Below are 22,128 nucleotides of genomic sequence, written 5' to 3'. Positions count from 1 at the left end.
GCTCGACGCGAATCCGCCCGTGTGTGATTCCGCGTTGACAAAGCGTGACATAACTGACGTGAGAATCAAGAACGCCCTCCGGCGAGCCCCGACAGTGCCACGTATGCCTTCTCCCAGCCCGGCAGCGACACCCGGCCGCGCAGGACCGACTCGGGGTCCGAGGCGATCCGGCCGAGCAGCCGGTGGTAGATGCCGGCCATCGCGGCGGTGCAGGCGCGGCTGCGGCGGTCCAGCAGCGGGAGCAGGCGCAGGCCCTCGGCGAAGGCCTGCTGGGCCCGCGCGGCCTCGAAGGCCACCAGGCCGGCGAAGTCGGCGCCGGGCTCCGGCCTGGCCTGGGCGAAGCCCTGCTCGCAGCCGAACCGGGCGAGGTCCTCGGCGGGCAGGTAGGTCCGGCCGTTGACGGCGTCCTCGCGCAGGTCGCGCAGGATGTTGGTGAGCTGCAGGGCCAGGCCCAGGGTGTCGGCGTACTCGGCGCCGCGCTCCGGGTCCTCGCAGCCGTAGACGCCGAGCGAGAGGCGGCCGATCGAGCCGGCCACGCAGCGGCAGTAGACCTTGAGCTGCTCGTAGGTCCGGTACTCGGCGCCCTTGAGGTCCATCTCGACGCCGTCGATCAGCTCGTCGAAGCCGCCCAGCGGGATCGGGAAGCGCCGCGCGGCGTCCGCCAGCGCGACCTTGATCGGGTCGGTGTCGTCCTCGGCGACCTCGCCGGCCCGGATCTCGTCCAGCAGGTCGCGGGTGCGCAGCAGCTGGTCGGCCTTGCGCTCGGGAGGCAGTTCGCCGTCGCCGATGTCGTCGACCCGGCGGGCCAGGGCGTAGAGGGCCGACATGGCCAGCCGCTTGGGCTCCGGCAGCAGCCGGATCCCGTAGCTGAAGTTGCGGGCCTGCAGGCCGGTGACCGCCTCGCAGTACCGATAGGCCGCCATGACCTGCGCCGACGCCAGTGGTGATGCCGCCACTCGGGCGTTCACCTTCCCTTCGCGAAGATTGCCGCCGCCTTCGCTGCGAGGCGGCGCTTGTCGGGCTTCGCCTGCTGGGCGAGTACGTCGTACCCGGCCGCCTCGACGGCGGCCAGGGCCGCGTAGCCGCCGGCGGTGAATCCCGCCAGGAGCAGTCGGAGCCTCCCCCGAACCGTACCCACCAGCGGCGCGCCGCGATCGAGCAGGGTCCGGGCCCGCTCCGCCTCGAAGGCGACCAGCTCACGGACGGCCGGGCCGGCGCTCGGGGCGGCGAGGTCGGCCTCGGTGACGCCGAACCGCGCGAGGTCCTCGGCGGGGAGGTAGATCCGGCCCCGGGCGAGGTCCTCGGCGACGTCCTGGAGGTGCTCGACGATCTGCAGCGCGGTGCAGATCGCGTCCGAGAGGGCGATCCGCTCGGGGGTGGAGACGCCGGCGATGGCGAGCACCAGCCGGCCGACCGGGTCGGCGGAGAGCCGGCAGTAGTCGGTGAGGTCCTGGTAGCCGGGGTAGCGGGCGGTGGTCTGGTCCACCCGGTTGGCCTCGATCAGCCGCCGGAAGGGCTCGGGGGTGAGCGCGTGCCTGCCGACCAGCGGGACGAGGGAGCGCATCAGCGGGTGCCGGGGCCGGTCGGCGGCGCCCGGCTCCAGGGCCGTCTCGAAGACCCGGTCGAGGTCCCGTTCCAGGCCGTCGAGCAGGGCCAGCCGGAAAGCGGTCTCCGCGGGGTCGGGCGGGCCGGCGGGGGCTCCCGCGGCCGGGCGTGCTGGCGCGGGCACCTCGACGTCGAGCTGCCGGGCGGTGCCCGCGGGGTCGGCGAGGTCCCCGTCGCCGGCGTCGTCGACCAGCCGGGCGAAGCCGTACACCGCCATCAGGTCGGTGCGCCAGGCGGCCGGCAGGAAGAACGGGGCGACCGGGAAGTTCTCCAGGTCCGCCTTGTCCAGCGTCTCCCCTGCTGACGGGTCCGTTGACTCAACTCTCGGATGGGCCGAAGCCGACACTGCTGTCACTCCCCCGTTCTACACCGTCCGGACCACCGACCTCGCCCGGACACGCGTCCGATACCGGGGGGCACCCCCCGGCCGGGACCGGGCGCACCCTCCCGCGGAACGCCTCCGGCGCGGGGCCGCCCGGGGCGTGTCCCCTGCGGCACACCCCTCCCCCGTGTACAGACTGACATCACGGGGCGCGCCGGGAAAGACCACCCCGGCCGCCTCGCCGCCGTCTCACCCGCACAGCCGAGGGGCCGGTGCCCGGGCGGCGTCGCCGACCCTGGCACCGGCCCCGTGACCGGCCGTGCGTACACCCTTACGGGCGCTCGCCCTTCTCGTAGGCGCGGACGACCTCCTCGGTCGGCCCGTCCATGATCATCTCGCCGGTCTCGATCCAGATGGTCCGCTCGCAGGTGTCGCGGATCGAGTTGTTGTTGTGACTGACCAGGAAGACCGTGCCGGCCTCCTGGCGCAGCTCGCGGATCCGGTCCTCGCTGCGCTTCTGGAACGCCTGGTCACCGGTGGCGAGCGCCTCGTCGATCAGCAGCACGTCGTGCGTCTTGGCGGCCGCGATCGAGAAGCGCAGCCGCGCCGACATCCCGGAGGAGTACGTGCGCATCGGCAGGTTGATGAACTCGCCCTTGTCGTTGATCCCCGAGAAGTCGACGATCTCCTGGTAGCGCGCCCGGACCTCGGCCGGGGTCATCCCCATCGCCAGGCAGCCGAGCACCACGTTGCGCTCACCGGTCAGCTCGTTCATCAGTGCGGCGTTCACACCGAGCAGCGAGGGCTGGCCGTTGGTGTAGATGCCGCCCTTCTCGGTGGGCAGCAGGCCGGCGATGGCCGCCAGCATGGTGGACTTGCCCGAGCCGTTCGAGCCGATCAGCCCGACCGCCTCGCCCTTGTACGCGGTGAAGCTGATCCCGCGCACCGCGTGCACCTCGGTGATGGCGGGCGAACGCTTGCGGGCGATCAGCCGGCTCAGGGCCGAGGTCGCGCTGCCCTTGCCCGCCGACGCGCCGTGCACCTTGTACACGATGTGCACGTCGTCCACGATCACGGTGGGCACCCTGGCGGTGTCGGCGGCTGCCACAGCGTCCCGCGTCATGGTGTCGTCCTCGGTGATGGTCGTCGTCTCAGCCACGGCCGTACTCCTCCTCGGCCTTCCAGAAGAACACATATCCGGCAACAAAGAGCACCACGGCCCAGGCGATCGCGATCACCCAGATGTGCTGCGGGAGGGTCTGGTAGTGCTCGGGGTACAGGTTCTTGTCGAAGATCTGCGGCATCAGCGAGTGCCGCATCAGCTCCATGTAGATCGAGGCCGGGTTGAGCTCCATGAGCCGCTGGGCCCAGCTCGGCCAGCCCGAGATGCTGCCCTGGATGCTGTACATCACGCCGGAGACGTACATCCAGGTCCGCAGGATGAACGGCATCAGCTGCGACATGTCACTGGCCTTGGCACCGATCCGGGCCATGATCAGCGCCAGACCGGTGTTGAACGCGCACTGCAGGAACAGCGCCGGGACCATCAGCGCCCAGCTCGCGCCCGGCGTGATGCCGAAGCCCAGCACGATGGCGATCAGCACGACCATCGAGATCAGCAGCTGCTGGAGCTGGATCACGGTGAACGCGATCGGCATGCTGGCCCGGGGGAAGTGCAGCGCCCGGATCAGGCCCAGGTTGTCGGAGATCGACCGGGTACCGGCCTGCACCGCGCTCTGGGTGAACTGGAAGATGAAGACACCCGTGCAGAGCCACGGGATGTACTCGGGGATGTCGCGGTTCTTCAGCATCACGCCGAAGACCAGGTAGAACACCGCGCAGTTCAGCAGCGGCGTCACGACCTGCCAGACCTGCCCGAGCTTGGCCGTCGTGTACTGGGCGACCAGGCGGGCGGTGGCGAAGGCCACGATGAAATGCCGACGTCCCCACAGCTGCCGGCTGTACGCGAACACACCGGGGCGTTTGCCGCTGATGGTCAGGCCGTACTTGTTGGCAAGCTGCTTGGGAGTCAGGCCCGCGTCCGCCCCCCTCGGGGCCGAGAGGCTAACGGGTTCACTCACTGTCGACACATTCGTCCTTCGCGGGATCAGGAGTCGGGCGGCCGGTCGGCGGGGGTACGCCGGACGTCCGCCGGAAGGGGATCCACTGGGATCACGGGGGAGGTCCGGCCGGCGGTGTGGTCGCCGGCCGCTGCGATCAGATGACCGGCGGTCTGCCCAACCTGGTCAGCCGCCACACAGTACGCCATCGCATGGGCCGGCGCGTGCCGCAGGGCTCGCTCCAACCCGCCCGGAACCCGCCCACCCAGGCCTTGAGCGCCTCGGGGGAGGGGCGGCGGGCCAGCGTCAGCAGGAACCAGGTTCCCAGGTAAAGAGGCACGAACAGGGCGGGAAGGTTCCGCCGTGCGAGCCAGACCCGGTTCCGGGCCACGTTGTGGAAGAACGTGGCATGCCGGGCGGGCGAGGTGGTCGGGTGGTGCAGCACCACGTCCGCCCGGTAGTCGATGGACCAGCCGGCGTCCAGCGCCCGCCACGCGAGGTCGGTCTCCTCGTGCGCGTAGAAGAACTCCGCGGGCAGCTGGCCGGCCTGCTCGAACACCGTGCAGCGCACGGCACTGGCGCCGCCCAGGAAGGTCGTCACCCGGGACGAGCGCAGCGGATCGCTGGCCCGCAGCCGGGGCACGTGGCGGCGCTGGGTGACGCCGGTCTCCGGATCGGCGATCCGGAAGCTGACGATGCCCAGAGCCGGATCGGCGGTGAACGCCTCACGCAGCAGCCGGGCCGAGTCGGTGCCGGGGAGCCGCCCGTCGTCGTCCAGGAAGAGGACGGCGTCGACGTCCCGGCCGTTCGGGCCGAACAGCTCGATGCCGACGTTGCGCCCGCCGGGGATGCCGACGTTCTCCGGCAGCTCGACCGAGCGCACGCCCGCCGGCAGCGGCGGCAGCGCGGCGCCCTGGCCGACCACCGCCAGCTCGACGGCCGGACCCTGCTGCGCGAGCACCGAGTCGATCAGCGCGTTCAGCTCGGCCGGGCGGTTGCCCATGGTGATGATCACCGCGCCGAGGCGGAAGTCCTCGGGGCGGGTGGCGGCGGTGCCGGCGGAGGCGGCCGGGGCGGTCATCGGAGCCTGCTGGAGAGGACGATGCTAAGCAGGTGCAGGACCGTCTGCAGCATGGCGACGGCGGCCAGCACGACCACCGCGAGCCGGGTGAAGAACAGCCCGCCGTGGACGGCGTCGGCCAGCCCGGCGGCCAGGATGAACAGTGAGGCCTCGACCGCGCCGACCAGCCGGTGGAACTTCAGGAACGCGGCGGCCTTGCGGGCCTTGGCCACGCCTGAGGAGCGCGGCACCGCGGCGCTGTCCTCGACCGCGCTCAGGCCGCTGCGCGCCCGCGCCACGTCCACCAGATCGGTCTCCGACTTGATCAGGATCGCGCCGAGCGCGGCCAGCGTGCCCAGGAACGCCCACTCCCACTTCGACCCGCCGCCGTCCTGGTGGAACAGGTCGGCCGCCCGCAGGCCGAGGCCGGTGAGCAGTGCCGCCTCGGACATGTAGTGGCCGACCCGGTCCAGGTAGACGCCGGTCAGGGAGGTCTGGCGGCGCCAGCGGGCCACCTCGCCGTCCACGCAGTCGAGCAGCAGGTAGACCTGGATCAGCAGCGCGCCGAGGACCGCACCGGCCAGCCCGGGGACGACCAGGGCCGCACCGGCCAGGATGCCGGTGAGCATCATCAGGTAGGTGAGGCCGTTCGGCGTGATGAAGGTGAACGGCGCCAGCACCCGGGTGATCCGCAGCGAGATGCTGCGCATGTAGAGGCGCCCCGCCCAGTGCTCCGCGCTACGGCGCTGCAGCATGCCCTCAGGGTGGATGACGGCCCGCAGCTCCTCGATCGAGGGCCGGACCGTGAGGTCGACCGCGGGGCGGTCAGTCGTTGACGGCTTGGACATAGTCGGCGTACGCGTCCCTGATGGCTGATGGGGAGAGGTCTAGGTGCTCAAGGATGGTGAAGCGACCCGGACGGGTGTTCGGAGCGTAGTGCACCGCCTCGGTGAACTCCGCCTCGGTGAAGCCGATCTGAGCAGCGGTCACCGGCAGGCCGTGGCGCGCCAGGCACTCCACGATCAGACCGGTCAGCTCACGCTCGCCCCGCAGGAAGCTGGCGAAGGCGGCCCCGAGGCCCACCTGTTCGCCGTGCTGGGCGGATCGCTTGGGATACAGCACGTCCAGGGCATGCGAGATCTCGTGGCAGGCACCGGAGGAGGGCCGGGTACTGCCCGCGATATTCATCGCGATGCCGGACAGTACCAGGGCTTCCGCCAGGGCCGTAAGGAGGTCCTTGTCCTGGAGGTTTCCCGGATGGCGCAGCAGGCTCTCGCCCGCCGAACGGGCCATCGCGACGGCCAGTCCGTCGACCTTCTCGCCGGTGACGGCCTGGGACAGCTCCCAGTCCGCGCAGGAGGAGATGTTGGAGATCACGTCGCCGATGCCGGCCGCGACGAAGCGCTGCGGCGCCTCGCGGATCACGTCCAGGTCGACCACGATGCCGATCGGTCCCGGCACCCCGTAGGAGCCGCGCCCGGCGTCGTTGTCGAGGGTCGAGACCGGCGAGCAGATGCCGTCGTGGGCCAGGTTGGTGGCCACCGCGACCACCGGCAGGCCGACCCGGGCGGCGGCGTACTTGGCGGCGTCGATGATCTTGCCGCCGCCGAGGCCCACCATGGCGTCGTAGTGCCCGGCCCGCATCCGGTCGGCGAGGCGCACCGCGCTGTCCAGGCTGCCGTCGTCGACGTTGTACCAGTCGGCGCCGGGCAGGGCCGGCTCCAGCCGGGCCCGCAGCGCCGCGCCGGAGCCGTTGCTGATCGCGATGGCGATCCGGCCGGAGGCGGACAGCCGTTGGTCGGCGAGGATGCCGGCCAGCGAGTCCAGGGCCCCCGGGCGGATCTCCACGAAGACCGGCGACGGCACCAGGCGGGTCAGTACTGGCACGCGATCTCCCGCGCCTTGGCCAGGTCCTCGTGGTTGTCGACCTCGACCCAGGAGACCTCGCCGATCGGCTGGACGTCGATCCGCAGGCCCCGGTTCACCATCTCCTGGTAGCCGTCCTCGTAGTACAGCTGCGGGTCGCGCTCGAAGGTGGTGCGCAGGGCGTCGGAGAGGTCCTCGGCCGCGGAGGGGTTGATCACCGTGACGCCGATGTACTCGCCGGTCGCCTCGGCGGGCTCCATCAGCTTGGTGATCCGGCGCATGCCCGCGGCCGGGTCCATGACGACCTTCATCTCCTCGTCGGCGAGCTTCTTCACCGTGTCGAGGGCCAGCAGGATGCCGGGGGCGCGGCCCTCCATGGCGAGGCGGTCGTTGCCGTCCAGCATGGTGCGCTGCACCGAGGCCGGGTGCACGGTGTCGCCGTTGGCGAGCAGCAGGCCCTCGCCGAAGAGGTCCCGGGCGCACCAGAGGGAGTAGGCGTTGTTCCACTCCTCGGCCTTGTCGTTCTCGACCAGGGTGAGCTTGACGCCGTACTTCTGCTCCAGGGCGTCCTTGCGGTCGTACACCGCCTCCTTGCGGTAGCCGACCACGATGGCGGCCTCCCGCAGACCGACCTCGGCGAAGTTGCCGAGGGTGAGGTCCAGGACGGTCCGCTCCCCGTCGACCGGCACCAGAGCCTTGGGCAGGGTGTCGGTGTACGGGCGCAGCCGGCGGCCGGCGCCGGCTGCCAGAACGAGGCCGATCATGCGGTGTCTCCTGATCCGTCGTGCTCCGCTTGTCGAGCGCCGCGCACAAGGTGGGTGCGCGCGGCCGCGCGGGCGTGATCACGCGGGAGCGACCCCGCACCACCCGGCCCACCTGCACACCGGATGCCCGCGCCGGCCACTCTGGGTGGCGCTCCGGTACCGCCGCGGGGGCGGTACGCCGTACTGGTGATGGTAGGCGACCGCGGCGACCAGCCCGAACGCGCCCGGTCCGCCGCCGCGGGGCCGGCGACCGCGGGGCCGGCGACCGCGGGGCCGGACGGGCACCGGGCGGGCACCGGGCGGGGGGTCGGGCGGCAGGGCGCGCCAGGATGGGCCGGGGCGAGTGACCGGGAAGGGGGACGGGACGGGGCGGAGATCAGGACGATCTCGGGTGGAAGGAGCACTCATGATCGGAAGTGATCGAACCAGTACTCCGATCGAACGGATTTCCTATTCGAAAGCGCAGGACCTGGCCAACAATGCGTCGGGCGGCAATCCGGCGCACCCATACGGCAGACTGGGGCGCGACGCCACCGGTGCTCCCGAAAGAGGCCTCATGCCGCAGAGTCCCCCGACCAACCCGACGCACTTCACCTCCGAGATCGACACCGGTCTCGACGTCGAGACCGACGTCGCCGAACCGGCCGACGAGACCGGCGCCCCGGAGATCTTCCTGGAGCTGGTCGACGACGAGGGCGTCACGATCGGGACGGCCGAGAAGCTCTGGGCCCACCAGCAGCCGGGCCGGCTGCACCGTGCCTTCTCGGTGTTCCTGTTCGACCGCCAGGGCCGGATGCTGCTCCAGCGCCGCGCGCTCGGCAAATACCACTCCCCCGGGGTCTGGTCCAACACCTGCTGCGGACACCCCTACCCGGACGAGCCGCCCTTCGTGGCCGCCGCCCGCCGCACGGCGGAGGAGCTCGGGGTCGCACCCGCGCTGCTCTGCGAGGCCGGCACCGTCCGCTACGACCTGCCCGACGAGGCCTCCGGGCTGATCGAGCGCGAGTGGAACCACCTGTTCGTGGGCCTGGTCACCGCGCCCGTGCGGCCGAACCCGGACGAGGTGGACGACTTCGCCTTCGTCAGCGCCGAGGAGCTCAAGGAGCTGGAGGCGGAGCGCCCGTTCTCGGTCTGGTTCCGGACTGTCTTCGAGGCCGCCCTGCCCGGGATCCGCGAGATCGCCGGACGCGACTGGTAGCAGGCCGGACGGCGGCCCGTCCCGGCCGTCCGGCGCTCGCCCGAGCCGCCCGGACCCCGGCCGGACGGACCGGGCGACTCAGGCGAGCGCCGGGGTCCCGCCGTCGCCCTGCGGCGTGATCGGCGGCTGCGGTGCGGTCAACGGCTGGAGCGCGGTCAGTACCTGCACGGTGACGGTGGCCAGCGGCAAGCGCGGCGGCTCCGGCGCCTGCGGGCGGCGCCCCTGCTCCTCGGGGGCCGGCGGGGCCTCCTCGGCGGCCGCCGGCGGAAGCGGCAGGGCGGCCCAGATCACCTTGCCCCCCGCCGCCGTCCGCTCGACGTCGCAGACCCCGCCGGCCTGCAGGGTGACGCTCTTGACCAGCAGCAGCCCGCGCCCGCCGAGCTGCCCCAGGTCGCTCTCCAGCGCCTTCGGCCGGTACGGATGGCCGTCCTCGACCGCGACCCGGACGCTGCCCCCGCCGATCGTGAGCTCCGTGGTGACCTGCGGCGAGAGCACCGCCGCGTGCGTCACCGCGTTGCTCACCAGCTCGGAGACGATCAGGAGCAGGTCGTCGATCAGCTCCTGGTAACGCCAGCCCGCCATGCCCTGGGCCAGTAGCCGGTCCCGAACCGCGTGCCTGGTTCTCGGCACGGACGACTCCTGGGCCAGGACCGAGATCCGCCAGACGCCCTCGACCGGACCGGCACCGGGCCGTCTCGCCCCGGGCTCGGCCGCCCCGCTGATCTGTTCCACGTCAAGCCGCCCTTCATGCTGGTAACGGGAGGCGTCACCGGCTGCCGCCGACGTCGGGAATCAGTCGTTCCACTCATGGCTCCCTTGGTCCCCAGAGGCTAGGAGAGCGACGCCGGACACCACGGCAGCGTCGACAACTTGCTCGTGTCGGACCGCTCACGCACGATTTCGACCGGTCCCCGTTGCAGATCTGACAGAAAATCCCGCCGAGAACTGCCGGATCGTTCACGGCGCAATTGCTTTCTCCACCCCACGCCCCCGTGCGCCCCCACCCGTGTCGATCACCCCGCCGGCACCGCCGCCCCACCGGGCGCCCCAGCCCCCGGGCGCAGCCGGCGCCCCGGACCCACACCGTGCGCCGCACTCCGACCTCAGGCGCCCCATTTATCATGGTTCACCCTATTCACCCTCTCCCGCCCGGGCGGTGGAACACCCACCCTCGCCGACCACAGAAACGCAGGTGAGAAGCGCTCCAGAACCCTGGTAGTGTTCTCTCTGTCGCCAAGGGGAACAGCAACAGAAACCCCGAGGCACACACCCTGTCCGGGTGGCGGAATGGCAGACGCGCTAGCTTGAGGTGCTAGTGCCCTTTATCGGGCGTGGGGGTTCAAGTCCCCCCTCGGACACTTCGACGAACACGCGAAAGAGCGGGTCGTGACTTCACCGTCACGGCCCGCTTCTTCACGTTCCGGACCGCGGGCCGAGGCCTCCCCCGCAGTCGATAAACTGATGGCTGCCTGTAGCAGCGGCCGCCACGGCCGGTGACGGTGGCGTACGCACCTGCCGTACGCCCCGGCTGCTGCCCGCCGACCAGCGCCCGGCGCTCCGCCGAGACCGGCGCCCACCTCATGAAGAGGAGCATCCCAGGATGGCTCGACACCTGATCACCAGCGCGCTTCCCTACATCAACGGGATCAAGCACCTGGGGAACATGGTCGGGTCCATGCTCCCCGCGGACGTGTACTCCCGCTACCTGCGCCGGCGCGGTCACGAGGTGCTCTACATCTGCGCCACCGACGAGCACGGCACGCCCGCCGAGCTGGCGGCCAAGGCCGCCGGGCTGCCGGTGGACGAGTTCTGCGCGCAGCAGCACCTCGCCCAGAAGGCCGTCTACGACGGCTTCGAGCTGTCCTTCGACTACTTCGGGCGCAGCTCCTCGGTGCAGAACCGGGAGATCACCCAGGAGTTCGCGCGGGAGCTGCACGCCAACGGCTTCATCGAGGAGCGCGCCGTCCGCCAGGTGTATTCGAAGGCCGACGACCGGTTCCTGCCGGACCGTTACATCGAGGGCACCTGCCCGCACTGCGGCTACGACAAGGCCCGCGGCGACCAGTGCGAGAACTGCACCCGCCTGCTCGACCCGACCGACCTGATCGACGCCCGCTCGGCGGTCAGCGGCAGCCGGGACCTCGAAGTCCGGGAGACCACGCACCTGTTCCTGCTCCAGTCGAAGCTGGAGAGCGAGGTCGCCGCCTGGATCGGCGCGAACGGCTCGGACTGGCCGACGTTGGCGTCCTCGATCGCCCGCAAGTGGCTGACCGAGGGTCTGGCGGACCGGGCGATCACCCGGGACCTCGACTGGGGCGTCCCGGTGCCCGGCGACGTGTGGCCCGAACTGGCCGCCGCCGGCAAGGTGTTCTACGTCTGGTTCGACGCCCCGATCGAGTACATCGGCGCGACGAAGGAATGGTCCGACGCGGCGCCGGCCGACGAGACCCGGGACTGGAAGTCCTGGTGGTACGAGGCCGACGACGTCCGGTACACCGAGTTCATGGCCAAGGACAACGTCCCGTTCCACACGGTGATGTTCCCGGCCACCATCATCGGCACCCGGGCGCCCTGGAAGAAGGTCGACTACGTCAAGGCCTTCAACTGGCTGAACTACTACGGCGGGAAGTTCTCCACCAGCCAGCAGCACGGCATCTTCACCAACACGGCCCTGGAGCTGCTGCCCGCCGACTACTGGCGCTACTTCCTGATGGCCAACGCCCCGGAGTCGGACGACACCAGCTTCAGCTGGGAGCTGTTCGCCTCCTCGGTGAACAAGGACCTCGCCGACACCCTCGGCAACTTCGTCAACCGGGTGCTCTCGTTCAGCCTCAAGCGCTTCGGCGACACCGTGCCGGCCGGGAACGAGGCCGGCGAGGCCGAGCGCGCGCTGGGCGCGGAGATCGCCGGCCTGCTGGCCGAGTACGAGGGGCACCTGGAGGCCCTGCGGTTCCGGAAGGCCGCCCAGGCGCTGCGGGCCCTGTGGAGCGCCGGCAACTCCTACCTGGAGGCGAAGGCGCCCTGGCTGGAGATCCGCACCGACGAGGCGGCGGCCGCCCTGACGCTGCGGACCGCGATGAACCTGATCCACCTGTACGGGGTCCTCTCGGAGCCGTTCGTCCCGTCGACCGCCGCCACCATGCGGGGCGTGTTCGCGCTCCCGGAGCAGGACCCGGCGGCCGGCGCCGAGTGGGTGACCGGCGAGCAGGCCGGCGCGCTCGGCTTCATCGGCGCCGGCACCCCGTTCACCGTGCCGCCGGTGCTCTTCGCCAAGATCACCGACGAGGACCTGGAAGCCTGGCGGGAGCGCTTCGGCGCGGAGTGAGGGCCATGGGGTGAGCGTTCTACGGCGAACACCCCAGGGCGATCACACGAAGCCGCCCGGGCGTCGGTGGTCCGATGCCCGGGCGGCTTCGCCGCGCTCCCGGCCGCACTCCCGGCCGCCGCCGGGCAGCCACCGCTACATCGGCAGCGGCGCGATCACCGCGAAGACCGCTCCCTGCGGGTCGGCGACGACCGCCATCCGGCCGGCCACCATGTCGAAGGGCGGAAGCAGCGCCTTCCCGCCCTTCTTGACCAGCTGGTCGACGGTGCTGTCCGGGTTCTCCACCGCGAAGTACGCCAGCCAGTGCGGCGGGGTCCCGGGCGGTTCGTTGTCGAGGTTCGCCATGCCGCCGACGCTGCGGCCGCCGACGTTGAGGGAGAAGTAGCCCTCGGCGCCCTCCATCGGCGTGACCTCGATGCCCAGGACCGCCCGGTAGAAGGCGGTCGCGGCGGGGAGGTCACCGGTGTGCAGGTCGTTCCAGACCAGGGCGCCGGGCTCGCCGACGATCTCGGCGCCGGCGAAGTCCACCGCCTGCCAGATCCCGAACACCGCGCCCGTCGGATCGGCCACGATCTGCATCCGGCCGGTGGTCCCGACGTCCATCACCGGCACCAGCACGGTGCCGCCGGCCTCGGTGACGGCCCGCTGGGCGGCGTCCGCGTCGTCGGTGCACAGGTGGGTCGTCCAGGCGACCGGCGGCTTGGGCATCCCCTCGGGCGCCATCGTCGGGCCGATGCCCGCCACCGCCTTGCCGTTCAGCGTGCACACCGCGTAGCCGCCGAACTCGGCCGGTCCGATCTCGCCCTGCCAGCCGAACAGGTCCCGGTAGAAGTCGAGGGCCGCCTGCTGGTCGTCGGCCATCAGGTCGACCCAGCACGGTGTGCCGGGCACGTACGGGTCAGTGACTTCAGGCATCTCTTCTCCCTGGTGGTACCCCCTCGCCCACCTTCCCCGGGCGGGCCGGAGTCTGCCACCGGACGGCGCTACGGCAGCCAGCGCCGCACCGCCGCCCGGTCCGTGCCCGCGGCGTCCACCCACCAGAGCTTCAGCTTGCCGTCCCAGCGGGCCTTGACCAGGCGCCTGGCCTCGTCCTTCTCCTGGTACGGCACCTTGAGGTAGAGCCGCCCGTCGACCACGTCGCCGGGTGCGGTCCCGGCCGGAGCCCCGGCCACCGGGCCGGCCACCGCCCGCGCCGTTGCCGCTGCCACCTCGGGAGCCGGCGGCGCGGCGGTGCGGGCCCGCGGGTCCGCGCCGCCGGGGCGCTCCCAGCGGTTCTCGTCCGCCGGCCTGGCCTGCGCCATGATCCGCCGCACCCGCCGGCAGGACTCCGGGTCCGTCAGCCGCATCATCAGGTCGGTCGGCCCGATCTTCGCCAGCAGGTTCAGCGAGCCGTGCCACAGCACGGTGTCGTCGACGATCAGCACCTTCTCGTGCATCCGCTCCCGCTGCAGCACCGTGATGCCGCTCCGGCCGAGCCGGTCGACCAGCCAGCTCGCCCGGGTGTCCCCGCGGTGGTCCCGGGTGTGGACGGTCACCGTGACCCCGGCGGCGGCCCGCTCCGCCAGCGGCCCGATCCAGTGGTCCACGGCCTTGGGGTTGAGGAAGGCGCAGAAGACGTCGATGCTGGTGGCGGCCCGGCCGAGGTCCCAGGCCACCGCCCGGCCCACCTCGTCGGCGGGGAAGAACGCGGGGCGCGCCAGCTCGTCCTCGGCCAGGCCGGCCAGCTCGGCCGCCTGCCGGACGGGCACCAGCTCCTCCACCGGGAGCCGGACGGCGTGCCGCTCCAGGTGGTCCAGCATCACCAGCGCCTCGCTGTGCGGGGCCAGGTGCTCGCGCAGGTGCGCCACGTCGGCGACCACCACCAGGTGGTCCTGGGCCCGGCTGGCCGCGACGTTGAGCAGCCGGGTGGTGGTGGAGGACAGCCCCGTCCCCTCGTAGAAGTAACCGGGCTTGGCCCCCGCCCCGGCCACCATGTCGATCACCACCAGCGGCCGCTGGCTGCCCTGGAACCGGTGCACGGTGTCGACCAGCCCCTCGTACTCCTCCCCGAAGCGGTGCCGCAGCCCCTCGCTCAGCCGCCGCACCTGGTCCTTGTACGGCGCGATCACCGCCAGCTGCGCGCCGGGCCCGGGCACGCCCTCCACCGCGGCGGAGAGCCGGGCGGGCAGGACCCCGTCGTACTGCAGGCCGCGGACCAGCTCGTGGATCACCGCCTCGTGCACCGCGTTGGTCCGGTGGGCCCCCGCGCCGCCGCCGGGCACCCGCTGGCCGGAGGTGTCGAGCAGGACGAGCGGGCCGGGCAGCAGCGGCGACTCCGGCAGCCGGCTACCGTCCGGTCGCCCGGTGCGCAGCGGCGCGTCCGGGTAGGCGACCGCGTTGACGAGCCCGCAGATCGCCGGGTGCATCCGGTACTGGGTGTCCAGGCCGACCAGGCGCGGGTCGCGGCCGCGGGCGGCGCCGTCCGGACCGACCAGTCCGGCCGCGTGGAAGGCGTCCCTGGCCGCCCACTGCCGCGAGTGCGGCTGCTGGTCCTTGTCGGCGTCGTCGCCGGCCGCCTTGGTGACGGCGGGCAGTTGGCGGAAGTCCCCGGCCACCACCACCCGCTTGCCGGCCAGGCCGGCCGCGACCCAGGCGGACGGGAGGTCGACCATGCCGGCCTCGTCGATCACCACGACGTCGATCTCGTCCATCAGCCGGCGGGACTGCACGGCCCGGGCGACGGTGGTGCCGAGCACCCGGCAGCGGGCCCGGACGGCGTCCTGGAGCCGGCGCCGCTCGGCGTCCAGCGTCTGGATCTGCTGGTGCAGTTCCTTCGCCCGGGCCTCCAGCCCGGCTCGGGGCGGGGTGCCGGTCAGGGCCGCGACGGCGCGCTGCCGCTGTGCCTCCAGGGCGGGGATGCCGGCCTCGGCCCGAGCGGCGCGCGCGGCGGCGTCCCGCTGGGTCCGGGCGGCGGCCTCGGTGGCCTCGATCTGCCCGGCGAGCTCCGCGCGCAGCTCGTCCAGCCTGGCCTGCTTGCGGTCGGCGCCCCAGCCCTGGGCCGATGGCGCCTGGGCGAGTTGGAGGCGGAGCGCGGCCGCGGCGGCGTCGGCGACCAGCAGCCGGTGGCCGGCTGCGTCGCGCTCGACCGCGGCCTCGCGCTGCCGGGTCCGGGCGCCGTCCAGGCTCTCGGTCAGTCGCAGACTCTCGTCGTGGCGGGCCAGGGCGGCCCGTACGTCGTCCAGTTCCGGTTTGGCGCGGGCGAGCCGGGCGTCGATCTCGGCGTGCACCCGGGCGGTGATCCGCTCCTCGTCGACCTGCTCGCCGAAGCGCCGGGCGAGGCTGGGCACGACGAGCTTGCCGGCGCGCTGCACCAGGCCGGAGTCGAATCCGCTCTCCCGCTCCAGCAGTTCGCAGATCCGCTCCAGCGCCTGGTCGACCGCGACGTTGGTGGGGGCGAGGAAGAGCACCCTGTGCCCCTGCCGGTAGCAGCCCTCGGCGATGTACGAGACGACGTCGGTCTTGCCGGTGCCGGGCGGGCCCCAGAGGAAGAGCGCCCGGCTGCCGAGGGCCTGCGCCACGGCCCGGCGCTGACGGTCGTTCAGCTGCAGCCCGTGCCAGCCGGCCACCCAGCGGTGCGGGTCCGGCACCTGGCCCACCGCGGCGTCCCCCTGGTCGAGCACCAGGCCGGCGATGGCGGTCTCCAGCCGGCTCTCCGGGCCGCCCACCGCTTCGAGGCGCTTGACCAGGGCGACCCAGTTGCCGGCGTCGTCCTCGCGGAGTTCGGCCCTGGCCCGGTCGGCGCCGAGGTCGGCGGCGGTCAGCACCCGGACGGCGCCGTCCGGGCCGCGGGTCACCTCGGCCGGCGACCAGTCCCGCTGGGAGCCCTCGGGCCGGACCAGCAGGGCGCGGCCGTCCAGGGTGTCGCGCCAGTTCTTGCAGCGGAACACGTACTCGCGGAGTTCGCCGCCGCCGGTCTGCCGCCCGCTGTGCAGCAGGACGGTGTCGGTGCCGCGCGGCGAGCCGTCGTGCCGCCTGGCCGAGGCGATCTCCGCCCGGCACGCTCGCAGGAACTCCTCGGTCGGATACGGACGTTCCGGCTCTGCCATGTGGTGCCCCCCTTGTCGCCGGCCTTCCGGCTGCACGATCAAGGTTAAGCCCCGGGGCCGGCCGGCACCGCTGTTCCCGGCGGACGGGCACCGGATGCGGGACACCGGGAGTCGGGTACGGAGTCGGGTACGGGACACCGGGACCCGGATGCGGGACGCCAGGACGCCGGATGCGGGACACCGGGACGCCGGGTACGGAGTCGGGTACGGGACACCGGGACCCGGATGCGGGACGCCAGGACGCCGGATGCGGGACGCCAGGACGCCGGGTACGGGACGCCGGGACGCCGGGTACGGGACCGCCCCGGCGGGGCGCTGGTGCGTCCCCGCCGGGGCGGTCCGGTGCGCGCGGGAGGTGCGGGTCAGTAGAGGGTCTTCACGGTGGCGCCGGTGAAACCCTGCTGGGCGTACAGGCTGATGTAGACCGGCCCGGCGGGCGGATTGCTGACGGTGAGGGTCTCGGTGTTGCCGGTGCTGGTGGACTTCGCGGTCCAGGAGCCGGTGGTGGCCCAGCCGTTGGCGTTGTAGTAGAGGTCGGCGTTGCCGGTGCCGCCGGCGGCGGTGATGGTCAGCTGCTGGGTGCCGGCCGGCACGTACAGGTACAGGTAGCTGTAGTTGCCGGTGGTCGCGGCCAGGTTGGAGCGGCGGCAGTTCTGGCCGAGCTGGCGGGTGTCGGCGGCCGTGCACTCCGGGACGGTGGTCACGGTGACGGTCCTGGTGGCGGTGGCGGTGGCGCCCTTGTCGTCCGTCACGGTCAGGGTGACGGTCCAACTCCCGGCCGACTGATAGGTCTTGGCGGGGTTGGCGGCGGTGGAGGTGGTGCCGTCACCGAAGTTCCAGGACCGGGCCGCGATGGTGCCGTCGGCGTCAGTGGAGGTGTCGGTGAAGGCGGCGGTCAGATCGTTGGTGACGGCGGTGAAGCCGGCGGTCGGCGCCTGGTTGGCGGGCGGGTTGGTGGTGCCGCCGCAGCTGCCGGCCGCGCAGGCGGTGAGCCAGCTGTTGAAGTCGGCGTCGTAGCGGGTGCCGATCGTGCCGGTCAGGTAGCTGCGGGCGCCGGCCCAGTCGCCGGCGCGGTACTTGGCGAGCACGGCGTCGATGTCGGCGCGGTGCGACTGCAGCATGTAACGGACGGCCAGGTAGCCCCAGTTGTAGATCCGGGTCTGGTCGGCGTTCTCGTAGGTGGTGCCGAACAGAGTGCTCAACGGGTAGGTGTGCTGGGCGGCCTGGGCGATGGCGGCGTCGTAGGCGACGTTGCGGTAGGAGTAGGAGATGTACTCCGCGAAGCCCTCGACCCACCAGATGGTCGGGGTGGTCACGCCGGCGTCGAAGTCGCCGTACATGTCGAACCGGCCGTCGAGGTAGTGGGTGTACTCGTGGTTGAGGTTCCAGATCTGGAAGGCCGGGCGCACCCACTCCGCCTCGTAGGCGATGAACCGCGGCTGGTTGCCGACCGCGGCCGGGTCGCCCTCCAGGTACATCCCGCCGTTGTCGGTGCTGATGCCGAAGATGGTGCCGGCGTAGGTCTGGTAGTCGCTGCTGGAGTCGAAGACCACCACCTCGATGGTGGTGTTGGTGTCCCCGGCGACGGCGCCGTTGTCGCGGACCACGCTGTGGAAGTACGCGTCCTGGCTCTTCAGGCTGGTGCAGGAGGAGGCGAGTTCGGCGGCCGCCATCTGCTGGGCGATGATCCGGATACTCGGGCTGCAGGTGTAGTCGACCGTCAGGACGGCCGCCTTGAGCCGGGCCGGCAGGTCGCAGGTGCCGTAGTAGGCGCAGTTGGCCTTGTCGTAGGAGTCGGTCATCTCGGCGAGGCCCACCCAGAGTGCGGCGGTCCGCCCGGTGATCGAGCTCTGTCCGAGCAGGCCCTTGACCAACGGCCGGACCTTGGCCTGCAGGGCGCTGTACTGGAGGAAGCGGCCCAGCTCACGGCCGGCGTTGGAGACCAGGTAGCCCTGGTCGCCGCCGAGCAGGGCATTGTTGGCGGTGGCAAAGGCGGAGAGGGTGTCGGTGACGCTGGGGTCGGCCTGGACGGCTGCCACGAAGACGTCCGACTGGTGGCCGCGCCAGAGGACCGTGTAGGTGTTGTTGACGGCGTTCAGCATGTACCAGGAGCTGTTCCAGGCAGGGGTGTACCCCGACAGCAGCCGCTTGACGACCGAGAGGTAGCGGGCGTTCTCCTCGGCGCTGTCGATCAGGGTGACCGCCTCGGAGAGGGTCGCGCCGTTGGCGTCGGTGACGTCGCGGGAGTGCGGGGCGGCGAAGAAGGTGTCGAGGCCGCCGCGGATCGCGGTCTGCAGCGTGCTGCCGTAGGTGCCGACGGTCGAGGCGTTGTACCAGTGGACGTAGTAGCCGGCCCGCAGGAAGAGCACCAGCTGGCCCGCCGAGGTGCTGTTGTCACCGGGGTAGCCGGCGGAGACGTCGCGCAACGCGTTGGCCACGGTGGTCATCTGGGCCTCGCGGAACGCGGCGTACGCGTCGTTGCCGGTCAGGTTGAACAGCGTGTTGACGCAGTCCAGGGTGGCAGATTTGATCTGCTGGACCAGCGCGCTGCCGCTGCGGGTGGTGAAGTCCGAGGTGTTGCAGGCCGCGGCCGCGAGGCTGCGGGCGGCCGGGCCGCCGGACGTGGCGGCCGTCGCGGGCCGGTCGTAGTCGCGCCGCAGCGCACTGCGGTCCAGCGGCAGCGGGGCGCGGTCCTTGGTGGCGAGGGCGCTGCCGGCGTGACTGTCGTCCTGGTCGGCCGTACCGGTGGCCGGCCTGGGGGCCTGCCCTGCGGGCGTAGCGGTGCCGGGCGTCGAGCCGCCGAGGGCGCGGTCGGCCGGGCGGGGCGCGGCGGCGTTGCTCCTGGGGCTGAAGACGCCGATCGCCAGACAGAGCGTCAGCGCGACCATCAGCAGCCTGACGAGGTCTTTCGGTATCCGGGCGGTTCTCACGTGGGGGCCTCCTGGCCAGTGGTCGACCGCGTGGGGGCGCGGCCGTGAAGGAGGTGAGGACCGTTGCTGGGGAGCCGTGGGGCGGCTCCGCCATGGCACGGCGGGGAGTGTGACATGTACCATTGCATACGTCACATGGTGAGTGGAAGGCCTTCTGCGGAAGGAAGTTGCCGACCCGTAGCACCGTCCGGCTTCACCCGCCACGACCGGCGGACGGCGCGGGCGCACCGGGACGCCGGCGGCCGAGGTCGCTCAACCATCCTGCCGGTAGCACGACTTGGGACGACGCGGCCGCCGGGCCGGGCCGGCCTGGCGCGCAGGACTATCGGGGACGACGGGTCAGGCCCCCGGTGCGGCGGCGTCGGAGGGCGAGCCGGCGGGCCCGGCCGACCAGGCGACCAGCGGCGGCCGGACGGCGGCGCAGAGCGGATGCCCCTTCGCGTCGGTGAGGCCCAGCCGGGCGATCAGCAGCCCGGACCGCTCGGCCGCCTCCAGGACGGCCGGGTCGACCGCGTCCAGCATCAGCTTCGCCCGCCGGAACATGGCGAAGCCGCCGGCGGCGTCGACCGACCCCCAGGGGAGATAGACAAAACGGGCCCCCGGACCGCCCTGCAGGTACGGCCCCCTGAGGTCCGGCCCGCCGGACGGGGTACGGGTGGCGGAGCAGTCCAGCTCCCAGACGGCCGACGCGGCGTCACCCGGCCGCAGGCCGAACAGCTCGGCCGGCCGGCCCCGGCGCTGCACCGCGACATGGACGTCGGTACGGCCGGGGAAATCACCCCCGGCAGGGCAGTCCCGCCCCGGCAGGTCGGTCGCCTCGATCCGGATCAGCATGCGGCCATCCTGCCCGCCGGGGCCGACAATCCGGCGCCGACTCCGACTCCGACTCCGACTCCGACCACGGCGGGGCGCGCGTTCAGCCCCCGCCACCGGCCGCTCGGCCGGCGCTCCGAAGCCGACAGCCCGACAGCTACCCGTGGCGTGCCGTCACAGGTCGGGCCCCGGGCGCGGAGGCCGCGGCGCCGGGCGGCCGGGCGGCCAGGGCCGGCCCCGGGGTGACGGCCGGTCGGAGCCGGGCGGCCCGCAGAAGCCGAGCTGCCTGCACACGGACTCCTGGACGAGGGCGTTCCATTCCCGGGTCAGGTCGGCGAGTTCGGCCCTGGCGTGCGCGGCCTCCTCGTTGGCGAGGTTCAGCTCCTGGTGCACGGCTTCCAGCAGGCGCAGCAGCCCGTCCGAGGCCGGGTCGGCACCGGCATCCGCACCGGCGCCGCGGTCGGCGGGTGCGGACGGCCGGGCGGTGGCGTCCGGGCCGGTGGCGTCAGGGACGGTGACGTCAAAGACGGTGACGTCGGGGGCCAGGCCGAGATGGCGCGCCGGGCGGGAACGACGCCCCGGCGCCCCGTACTGCGGGCGACTCCCGGCCCCGCCTCCGGTTCCGCCCTCGGGCGGCCGGGCGGGCGGACCGCTCTGCCGGGCGGTGACCTGGGCGAGCTGCCGCTCACTGCGGCTCTCCGTCTCCGCGATCCAGCGGCGCAGCCTGGCCAGCGCGAACTCGGTCAGGGACAGGGCGATGACGGCGAGGCAGCCGAGAACGGGGATCCAGCGGGAGTCGTACGTGCCGACGACGATCGCCGCGATTCCGGCGGCCGCGGCGGCGACGCGTAGCCCGTCGGTCGTCCTCGGCGAGATTCTCCGCATTTCTGGCCTCACCTCTACATGTGCGCAGACCCTCCCCCGCGGCTTTCGTGCTCGCTTTCCCGCTGCAGGGCGAATGCCTGCGCAATGGTGGCGAGGAGGAATTTCCTGATCATGGGATGCCTGATACCCCATGCGTCCAACGCTTCTTCGGGGGTGATGGGTGAGCGTACACCCCGAGCTAGATCATGTGCGGAATCCTCGGAAACAATGCCGCCACGGACCAACAGCTCCCGCAGGTCGAGGTGGACCACCTGGGCAATTCGCTGGAATTGGGAGGGTCTCGGCAGCGTTTCGCCGCGCAGCATCCGGCCGACCGCCGAGGCGCTCATTCCGGTGTCCCTGGCGAGGGCGAGACGACCGCCCGTCCCGGGTGTGAGGTCGTAGCCGGCCCGCTGCGCGGCCTCGTGGACGACCGCCCCGAAGCGCTGGGCCGGGGTCGTCGCGTCCGAGGTGTCCCCTGTCAACTGCATGGCGCGCAGGCTATCGCGTGTCCCGTCCACGGGCGCGCACTTGCATGCTCGCAAGCCCCCCGACAGCGCATCACACCTGCTCAGATTGAGTGCGAGGAAATGCGGACGGGTCAATTCCAGGGAATCGCTTGCACGCCTGCACGCATCCTCCTAACGTGACAGCCCTTCCACTCCCAGGAGGTCCGGCATGACCGTCACACCAGCGCTGATCGACGCCGCGAAGGCCGGGGACGGCGCTGCCTGGACCGAGCTCTACCGTCTCTACCAGGGCCGGGTGCTCGCCTTCCTCGTCCGGCGGACGGGGAATCGCGCCCTGGCCGAGGACCTGACCCAGGACACCTTTGTCAGGGCAATGACGGGAATTGGTAACTACCAGTTCACCGGCACCGACATGGGTGCCTGGATAATCACCATCGCCCGAAACCTCATGCTCGACCACGACAAACGGCGCTCGACCCGGCGCGAGTCCGCGTTCGACGTGGTCGGCGACACCGATGCCGGTATTCGGGTGGAGGAACTGGTGATTGCCATCGTGGAGGCCGACCGGGTTTTCGCCGCGCTCGCCGCACTGAACGACCACCAGCGGACGGCCGTCACACTCCGTTACTGGGGCGGCCTGAGCTCCAAGGAGATCGCCTCGCGCACCGGCCTGCGGGTCGGCGCCGTCAAGACGCTCACCTACCGGGCCCGGGTCAACCTGCGGCGCCGGCTCTCCGAGGAGCCCGCTCCGGGGTAGTGCGGCCCG

17 protein-coding genes, 1 tRNA gene and 1 pseudogene are annotated in these 22,128 nt (G+C 72.2%); 4 read left to right on the top strand and 15 right to left on the bottom strand.

Annotated elements, in window-relative coordinates; translation table 11 throughout:
• Positions 1-65: 65 nt before the first annotated feature.
• The 8 genes from hpnD to OG689_RS32210 all read right to left on the bottom strand — a co-directional run bounded on the left by hpnD (position 66) and on the right by OG689_RS32210 (position 7,677).
• Positions 66-923, bottom strand: coding sequence for a presqualene diphosphate synthase HpnD (gene hpnD, locus OG689_RS32245; RefSeq protein WP_266327590.1), 858 nt, complete (start codon positions 921-923; stop codon positions 66-68).
• A 41-nt stretch (positions 924-964) separates the two neighbouring features.
• The gene (gene hpnC, locus OG689_RS32240) at positions 965-1,951 is read right to left on the bottom strand and encodes a squalene synthase HpnC (RefSeq protein ID WP_266327588.1); all 987 of its coding nucleotides are present in this window, start codon (positions 1,949-1,951) and stop codon (positions 965-967) included.
• A 307-nt stretch (positions 1,952-2,258) separates the two neighbouring features.
• Positions 2,259-3,050: an ABC transporter ATP-binding protein gene (locus OG689_RS32235; RefSeq protein ID WP_073925453.1), complete on the bottom strand. Its 792-nt coding sequence runs from the start codon at positions 3,048-3,050 to the stop codon at positions 2,259-2,261.
• A gap of 28 nt (positions 3,051-3,078) precedes the next feature.
• Positions 3,079-4,017 (bottom strand): ABC transporter permease, encoded by a 939-nt coding sequence (locus OG689_RS32230; protein ID WP_266324367.1) that lies wholly within the window; start codon positions 4,015-4,017, stop codon positions 3,079-3,081.
• A gap of 127 nt (positions 4,018-4,144) precedes the next feature.
• The gene (locus OG689_RS32225; RefSeq protein ID WP_266324366.1) at positions 4,145-5,068 is read right to left on the bottom strand and encodes a glycosyltransferase; all 924 of its coding nucleotides are present in this window, start codon (positions 5,066-5,068) and stop codon (positions 4,145-4,147) included.
• Positions 5,065-5,802, bottom strand: a complete 738-nt coding sequence (locus OG689_RS32220) for a CDP-alcohol phosphatidyltransferase family protein (protein ID WP_266327584.1) — start codon at positions 5,800-5,802, stop codon at positions 5,065-5,067. Before OG689_RS32220 ends, OG689_RS32225 begins: the two co-directional genes overlap by 4 nt.
• Positions 5,803-5,872: 70 nt before the next feature.
• Complete coding sequence (locus OG689_RS32215) at positions 5,873-6,934, bottom strand: iron-containing alcohol dehydrogenase family protein (protein ID WP_266324365.1); 1,062 nt, start codon at positions 6,932-6,934, stop codon at positions 5,873-5,875.
• Positions 6,922-7,677 carry a phosphocholine cytidylyltransferase family protein gene (locus OG689_RS32210; protein WP_266324364.1) on the bottom strand — a complete coding sequence of 252 codons (756 nt, stop codon included), beginning with the start codon at positions 7,675-7,677 and terminating at the stop codon, positions 6,922-6,924. The genes OG689_RS32215 and OG689_RS32210 overlap by 13 nt, the downstream gene beginning before the upstream one ends.
• 556 nt (positions 7,678-8,233) lie before the next feature.
• Here OG689_RS32210 and idi point away from each other — a divergent pair.
• The gene (idi, locus tag OG689_RS32205) at positions 8,234-8,875 is read left to right on the top strand and encodes an isopentenyl-diphosphate Delta-isomerase (RefSeq protein WP_266324363.1); all 642 of its coding nucleotides are present in this window, start codon (positions 8,234-8,236) and stop codon (positions 8,873-8,875) included.
• A 258-nt stretch (positions 8,876-9,133) separates the two neighbouring features.
• Here idi and OG689_RS32200 read toward each other — a convergent pair.
• Positions 9,134-9,598, bottom strand: a pseudogene (locus tag OG689_RS32200) (ATP-binding protein); the annotation flags it as partial.
• Between the two features lie 550 nt (positions 9,599-10,148).
• On the opposite strand from OG689_RS32200, the gene OG689_RS32195 reads away from it, so the two are divergent.
• A tRNA-Leu gene (locus OG689_RS32195) sits at positions 10,149-10,233 on the top strand.
• Between the two features lie 242 nt (positions 10,234-10,475).
• On the top strand, positions 10,476-12,200 hold the full coding sequence (metG, locus tag OG689_RS32190) for a methionine--tRNA ligase (protein WP_266324362.1): 1,725 nt from the start codon (positions 10,476-10,478) through the stop codon (positions 12,198-12,200).
• Between the two features lie 135 nt (positions 12,201-12,335).
• Here metG and OG689_RS32185 read toward each other — a convergent pair whose 3' ends face one another.
• The 6 genes from OG689_RS32185 to OG689_RS32160 form a co-directional block, all read right to left on the bottom strand.
• Entirely contained in the window at positions 12,336-13,115 is a 780-nt protein-coding gene (locus tag OG689_RS32185) for a VOC family protein (RefSeq protein WP_266324361.1), read from the bottom strand.
• Between the two features lie 68 nt (positions 13,116-13,183).
• Positions 13,184-16,285, bottom strand: coding sequence for an AAA domain-containing protein (locus tag OG689_RS32180; RefSeq protein WP_266324360.1), 3,102 nt, complete (start codon positions 16,283-16,285; stop codon positions 13,184-13,186).
• Between the two features lie 362 nt (positions 16,286-16,647).
• Complete coding sequence (locus OG689_RS32175; protein ID WP_266327582.1) at positions 16,648-19,173, bottom strand: collagenase; 2,526 nt, start codon at positions 19,171-19,173, stop codon at positions 16,648-16,650.
• A 381-nt stretch (positions 19,174-19,554) separates the two neighbouring features.
• Positions 19,555-20,049, bottom strand: coding sequence for a DUF5990 family protein (locus OG689_RS32170; RefSeq protein WP_266324359.1), 495 nt, complete (start codon positions 20,047-20,049; stop codon positions 19,555-19,557).
• Positions 20,050-20,202: 153 nt separating this feature from the next.
• Complete coding sequence (locus OG689_RS32165) at positions 20,203-20,913, bottom strand: hypothetical protein (protein WP_266324358.1); 711 nt, start codon at positions 20,911-20,913, stop codon at positions 20,203-20,205.
• Between the two features lie 14 nt (positions 20,914-20,927).
• Positions 20,928-21,383 carry a helix-turn-helix transcriptional regulator gene (locus OG689_RS32160; RefSeq protein ID WP_266324357.1) on the bottom strand — a complete coding sequence of 152 codons (456 nt, stop codon included), beginning with the start codon at positions 21,381-21,383 and terminating at the stop codon, positions 20,928-20,930.
• A gap of 187 nt (positions 21,384-21,570) precedes the next feature.
• Between OG689_RS32160 and OG689_RS32155 the strand changes: the two genes are divergently transcribed.
• A complete protein-coding gene (locus OG689_RS32155; protein WP_266324356.1) occupies positions 21,571-22,119 on the top strand; it encodes an RNA polymerase sigma factor in 549 nt (182 codons plus the stop codon).
• The last annotated feature ends 9 nt before the right edge of the window (positions 22,120-22,128 follow it).

This window comes from Kitasatospora sp. NBC_00240, from assembly GCF_026342405.1.
Lineage (GTDB): Bacteria > Actinomycetota > Actinomycetes > Streptomycetales > Streptomycetaceae > Kitasatospora.
Note: the sequence above shows the minus strand (reverse complement) of the source record. Positions and strands in the feature narration are given on the sequence as shown.